Source organism: Duffyella sp. Ts4 (assembly GCF_051851875.1).
GTDB classification, from domain to species: Bacteria; Pseudomonadota; Gammaproteobacteria; order Enterobacterales; family Enterobacteriaceae; genus Duffyella; species Duffyella gerundensis.
The window spans coordinates 125,983-132,267 of sequence record NZ_JBLYPN010000009.1; the positions used below are offsets into that span (position 1 = coordinate 125,983).

Sequence of the window (6,285 nt, forward strand, 5' to 3'; positions counted from 1 at the left end):
CACGGCCCCTGAATCAACGGAGGACTTCATGATGAATACTCAGCCGGCGACGGTGCGCTGGCAGCTGTGGATTGTCGCGTTTGGCTTTTTTATGCAGACGCTGGATACCACCATTGTTAATACCGCCCTGCCCGCCATGGCACGCGATCTCAATGTTGATCCGCTGAACATGCACTCGGTGATCGTCTCTTATGTGCTGACCGTGGCGATCATGCTGCCGGTCAGCGGCTGGCTGGCGGACCGCGTTGGCGTGCGCAACGTGTTCTTCAGCGCCATTGTGCTGTTCAGCCTCGGTTCGCTGCTCTGCGCGTTGGCCGGTACGCTGGATCAACTGGTGATGGCGCGCGTGGTTCAGGGCATTGGCGGCGCCATGATGGTGCCGGTTGGCCGCCTGACGGTGATGAAGATTGTGCCGCGCGATCAATACATGGCTGCGATGACCTTTGTCACGCTGCCGGGACAGATTGGCCCGCTGGTTGGCCCGGCGCTGGGCGGCGTGCTGGTTGAGTATGCCAGCTGGCACTGGATCTTCCTGATTAACCTGCCGGTCGGCATTGTGGGCGCCATCGCCACGCTAAAGCTGATGCCCAACTACCGTATGAAAACCCGGCGCTTTGACTTTCTCGGCTACCTGATGATCGCCGCCGGGATGGCCACACTGACTCTGGCACTGGATGGCCAACACGGCAGTTCAGGCCCGGCGCTGCTGCCTGGCGTGCTGATTCTGGTGGGCATCTTTTCGCTGCTGTTCTATCTGATGCATGCCCGCAACAACAACAATGCGCTGTTCAGCCTGCGACTGTTTGAAAATCGCATCTATTCTATTGGCCTGCTGGGCAGCCTGACCGGCCGCATCGGCAGTGGCATGCTGCCCTTTATGACGCCGCTGTTTTTGCAGCTTGGTATGGGTTACACGCCGTTTCACGCCGGGCTGATGATGATTCCGATGGTGCTCGGTAACATGGGCATGAAGCGCGTGGTGGTGCAGATCGTCAACCGCTTCGGCTACCGTCACGTGCTGGTCGGCTCCACCATTGCGCTCGCCGCCGTGGTGGCGCTGTTTCCGCTGGTAGCGCTGTTGGGCTGGACCTGGGCGCTGCCGGTGGTGCTGTTTCTGCAGGGCATGGTTAATGCCATTCGTTTCTCCTCGATGAATACCCTGACGCTGAAAACGCTGCCGGATGAACTCGCCTCGAGCGGCAACAGCCTGCTGTCGATGATCATGCAGCTGTCGATGAGCATCGGTGTGACCGTGGCGGGTCTGTTGCTGGGCGCCTTCGGCCATCCGGCCGTTGCCGACAGCGGCGCCGTGCATCACACCTTTGTTTATACCTATCTCTGCATGGCGGTGGTGATCGTGCTGCCCGCGCTGGTGTTCTGGCGCGTGCCTTCCGATATCGGCGCGAATGACGTGCTGCCGCGCCGGAGTAAATCCGTATGAATGCGCTGCGTTTAGGCATCAGCGGCAAGCTGTTTCTGGCCATTTTCTCCACCTGCATGCTGGTGCTGATCACTATGCACTGGGGCGTGCGCCTGAGCTTTGAGCACGGCTTTGTCGATTACATCAAGCGCGGCAACGAACAGCGCCTGCAAATGCTCAGCAGCGCGCTGGCCGAACAGTATGAGCAGCATGGCAACTGGGATTTTCTGCGCAACAACGATCGGCTGGCCTTTGGCATCCTGCGCTCGCTGGAGCAGAACCCTGACAGCAGCAGCCAGCTACCGCCGCACGGCTGGCGCACGCAGTTCTGGATTATCGATCAGCAGTACCGCGTGCTGGTTGGCCCGCGCTCGCCGGTGCCGCCGGAAGGTTCACGGCAAAAAATCACCACCAGCAATAAAAAGGTGGTGGGCTGGGTGATCGGCTCGCCGCCGGAGCGACTGACGCGCAGCACTGATATCAACTTCGATCAGCAGCAGCGACGTACCAGCTGGCTGATCGTTGGGCTCTCGACGCTGGTGGCGGCGCTGGTCACCTGGCTCATGGCGCGCGGTCTGCTGGCGCCGGTCAGACGGTTGGTTGAAGGCACGCACCGGCTGGCGGCGGGCAATTTCTCCAGTCGGGTGGAAGTGGGCAGCCGCGATGAACTCGGTCAGCTGGCGCAGGATTTTAACCTGCTGGCCGGTTCGCTGGAAAAAAATGAGCAGATGCGTCGCGCCTTTATGGCTGACATTTCTCATGAGCTGCGCACGCCGCTGGCGATCCTGCGTGGCGAGCTGGAAGCGATGCAGGATGGTGTGCGTAAACTGACGCCGGAGGCACTCGCCTCGCTGCAAATGGAAGTGACCACGCTGACCAAACTGGTGGACGACCTGCACCAGCTGTCGCTCTCCGATGCGGGCGCGCTGGCCTACCGTAAACAGCAAACCGATTTGGTGGCGCTGGTTGAACTGGTGGCGGGCAGCTTTCAGTCGCGTTTTGCGGCACATTCGCTGCGGCTGACGCTGGATCTACCCGACGAAGCGCCGTTTTTTGGCGATGCCGATCGCCTGATGCAGCTGTTCACCAATCTGATGGAAAACAGCCTGCGCTACACCAACAGCGGCGGTGAGCTGCGCGTCAGTCTGCACCAGACGGGTTCACGCTGGCAGCTGCGCTTTGCTGACAGCGCGCCGGGCGTGGAAGAGCATCAGCTGCACCACTTGTTTGAACGTTTTTATCGTACCGAAAGCTCACGCAATCGGGCCAGCGGCGGGTCAGGTCTGGGCCTGGCGATCTGCAAAAATATCGCCGAAGCGCACGATGGCACGCTCTCTGCGACGCACTCTGATTCAGGTGGACTGGAAATCACGCTAGACTTGCCCTATCTCCCCTGACGAAGTGACAATATGAGCCAGCAATATTATGAACCGCTGATCCTGGTGGTGGAAGATGAACCCAAGCTTGCCCAGCTGATGATCGATTATCTCCAGGCGGCGAATTTCCGTACCCACCACATCGCCCGCGGCGATGAGGTGATTGACTATGTGCAACAGACGCCGCCCGATCTGCTGCTACTTGATTTGATGCTGCCGGGCAAAGATGGCCTGTCGATTTGTCGCGATATCCGCCGTTTTTCCGAGCTGCCGATTATTATGGTGACGGCAAAAATTGAGGAGATCGACCGGCTGCTGGGGCTGGAAATCGGTGCCGATGATTACATCTGTAAGCCGTTCAGCCCACGAGAAGTGGTGGCGCGGGTCAAAACCATTCTGCGCCGCTGCAAGCCAAAACCGGAAGAAGTGGCCCAGGCTTCGCTGCTAAAAATTGATGAAAGCCGCTTTCAGGCGAGCTGGCGCGAACAGCCGATCGATCTCACGCCCGCTGAGTTTCGGCTGCTGAAAACGCTGTCGCTGGAACCGGGCAAGGTCTTCTCCCGCGAGCAGCTGCTGAACCACCTTTATGACGATTATCGCGTGGTCACCGATCGCACCATCGACAGCCACATCAAAAACCTGCGGCGCAAGCTGGAGCTGCTGGATGCCGACCAGCCGTTTATCCGCGCGGTATATGGCATGGGCTATCGCTGGGAAGCGGATCTCTGTCATTTGATCTGACGCATTGCTTTTTCACCCTGCCCCTATTTAAAATCCCTGCCTTTTGTGGGGCGACTCGATCGCCCCTGCTGACCTGACATCAGACTGAGACATTATGTTTAAACCGGAACTGCTCTCTCCGGCCGGGACGCTGAAAAACATGCGTTATGCGTTTGCCTATGGCGCAGACGCGGTATATGCCGGCCAGCCACGTTACAGCCTGCGCGTGCGAAACAATGAATTTACCCATGAGAATCTGGCTATCGGTATCGCCGAGGCGCATCAGCTGGGCAAAAAATTCTACGTGGTGGTCAACATCGCGCCCCATAACGCCAAGCTGAAAACTTTTATCCGCGATCTGGCGCCGGTGATCGCCATGCAGCCAGATGCGCTGATCATGTCCGATCCCGGCCTGATCATGCTGGTGCGCGAGGCTTTCCCCCAGATGGCGATTCATCTGTCGGTGCAGGCCAACGCGGTAAACTGGGCGACGGTGAAATTCTGGCAACAGATGGGGCTAACGCGGGTGATTTTGTCGCGCGAATTGTCGCTGGAGGAGATTGCGGAGATTCGTCAGCAGGTGCCGGAGATGGAGCTGGAAATCTTTGTCCACGGCGCCCTCTGCATGGCCTATTCCGGCCGCTGTCTGCTGTCCGGTTACATCAATAAACGCGATCCCAATCAGGGAACCTGCACCAACGCCTGCCGCTGGGAATATAAGGTGCAGGAAGGCAAACAGGATGATGCGGGCAATATCGTTCATCAATATCAACCCATTCCGGTCACCACCGTTGCGCCGACGCTGGGCGAAGGCGCGCCGACCGATCGGGTATTTATGCTGGAAGAGGCGATGCGTCCCGGCGAATACATGCCTGCCTTTGAGGACGAGCACGGCACTTACATCATGAACTCCAAAGATCTGCGCGCCGTGGCCCACGTAGAGCGGCTGAGCCAGATGGGCGTGCATTCGTTAAAAATCGAGGGTCGCACCAAATCTTATTACTACTGCGCACGCACGGCGCAGGTCTATCGACGCGCCATTGATGACGCGGCGGCCGGCAAGCCCTTTGACAGCAGCCTGCTGGATACGCTGGAAGGCCTGGCGCATCGCGGTTACACCGAAGGATTTTTGCGCCGACACACGCATGACAGCTATCAAAATTATGAGCGTGGTCATTCGGTTTCCGAGCGTCAGCAGTTTGTCGGTGAGTTCAGCGGCCAGCGCCGTGGCCCGCTGGCTGAAGTGGCGGTGAAAAATAAGTTCTGTCTGCACGACAGCCTTGAGCTGATGACGCCGCAGGGCAACGTGAACTTTGTGCTGTCACAGATGGAAAACGCCAAAGGGGAAAGCGTTGAGGTGGCACCGGGTGACGGTCATCGGGTGTGGCTGCCCCTGCCGGAAGATGTACCGCTTGAATACGCGTTATTGATGCGTAACCTGCAAAAGGGTAACAATCACGGCGGGTAATGGCCGTTTCGTTAAGGATTTAGAATGCGGTCACAAACTTCAATAGCACAATTCGTTATTATTGCGCCTGCTTCCAACGAGCAATAACGAAGGCAAGCTTTAAGCTCCACCTCATTCGCCCGCCCGGCTCCCCCGTGCGGGTTTTCTTTTTTTTGTCGCCTCACCCTCCGCATTCTATAAATAGATTATCCCCATGTGTCTCTTTCCTGGCCTGTGCTATAACCTCATCATGATTCATGCGTGAACAAGGAAATAAGAATGGAAAATGGCTCACTGACGCTCATTATTCTCAATGGAAAAGGCGCGGGCAATGACGAACTGCGCGAGGCGATTAGCACGCTGCGGGAAGAAGGTTTTGATATCGCTGTACGCGTGACCTTTGAATCGGGCGATGCGCTGCGCTACGTCGAAGAAGCGATCGCGCTGGGCGCGGCCACCGTGGTGGCTGGCGGCGGTGATGGCACCATTAATGAGGTCGCTACCGCGCTGGCACAGCGTGAACCCCGCGATTATCCGGTGCTTGGTATTTTACCGCTGGGCACCGCTAACGATTTCGCCACCAGCGCCGGTATTCCTCAAGAGATGGAGGCGGCGCTGCGTCTGGCGCTACGCGGCAAGGCGACCAAAATCGATCTCGCTCGGGTCAACCAGGATCGCTATTTTATCAATATGGCGACCGGCGGTTTTGGTACGCGCATCACCACCGAAACGCCGGAGAAGTTAAAGTCGGCGCTGGGCGGCGTCTCTTACTTTATTCACGGCCTGATGCGCATGGATCAGCTGAAAGCCGACAGCTGCAAAATTGAAGGTCCGGATTTCAGCTGGCAGGGCGACGCGCTGGTGATCGGCATCGGCAATGGCCGTCAGGCCGGCGGCGGCCAGCGGCTCTGTCCGCAGGCGTTGATCAACGACGGGCTGCTCGCCCTGAGCGTGGTGACGTCGCAGGAACTGCTGCCGACACTGCTGCACTCGCTGACCAGCGATGATGAAAACCCCAACGTGGTCACGACCTCCCTGCCATGGCTGACCATCCGTTCGCCCAACGAGATGACCTTTAACCTCGACGGCGAGCCGCTCTCCGGCACCGAGTTTCGCATTGAGGTGATGCCAAAAGCGCTGGCATGCCGTTTGCCACCGCAATGTGAGTTATTGGCATAGTTGTTCTGCCTGGCAGGCAGCCTGGCTTAAGGTCAACGGCTATTTCTTCCGCCTTGCAGGCTGGCTATTAAGGCCAAGGTCAACGGCCATTTCGTTCTGCCTGAAGGCAGCCCGTTAAGTGCCAGGTCAACGGCTATTTCGTT

The 6,285-nt window shown here is 58.3% G+C and carries 5 protein-coding genes; all 5 read left to right on the forward strand.

The genetic code is table 11. The features are described 5' to 3' along the window. Positions 1-31 precede the first annotated feature (31 nt). The 5 genes from ACJY2L_RS14380 to yegS all read left to right on the forward strand — a co-directional run bounded on the left by ACJY2L_RS14380 (position 32) and on the right by yegS (position 6,142). On the forward strand, positions 32-1,441 hold the full coding sequence (locus ACJY2L_RS14380; RefSeq protein ID WP_439212669.1) for an MFS transporter: 1,410 nt from the start codon (positions 32-34) through the stop codon (positions 1,439-1,441). After that, positions 1,438-2,817, forward strand: a complete 1,380-nt coding sequence (gene baeS / locus ACJY2L_RS14385) for a two-component system sensor histidine kinase BaeS (protein ID WP_067432134.1) — start codon at positions 1,438-1,440, stop codon at positions 2,815-2,817. The genes ACJY2L_RS14380 and baeS overlap by 4 nt, the downstream gene beginning before the upstream one ends. Before the next feature lie 12 nt (positions 2,818-2,829). Then, on the forward strand, positions 2,830-3,537 hold the full coding sequence (gene baeR / locus ACJY2L_RS14390; RefSeq protein ID WP_439212382.1) for a two-component system response regulator BaeR: 708 nt from the start codon (positions 2,830-2,832) through the stop codon (positions 3,535-3,537). 94 nt (positions 3,538-3,631) lie between these two features. Beyond that, on the forward strand, positions 3,632-4,984 hold the full coding sequence (gene trhP, locus ACJY2L_RS14395) for a prephenate-dependent tRNA uridine(34) hydroxylase TrhP (RefSeq protein ID WP_439212383.1): 1,353 nt from the start codon (positions 3,632-3,634) through the stop codon (positions 4,982-4,984). A gap of 258 nt (positions 4,985-5,242) precedes the next feature. After that, a complete protein-coding gene (gene yegS, locus ACJY2L_RS14400) occupies positions 5,243-6,142 on the forward strand; it encodes a lipid kinase YegS (protein ID WP_439212384.1) in 900 nt (299 codons plus the stop codon). Positions 6,143-6,285: the final 143 nt, after the last annotated feature.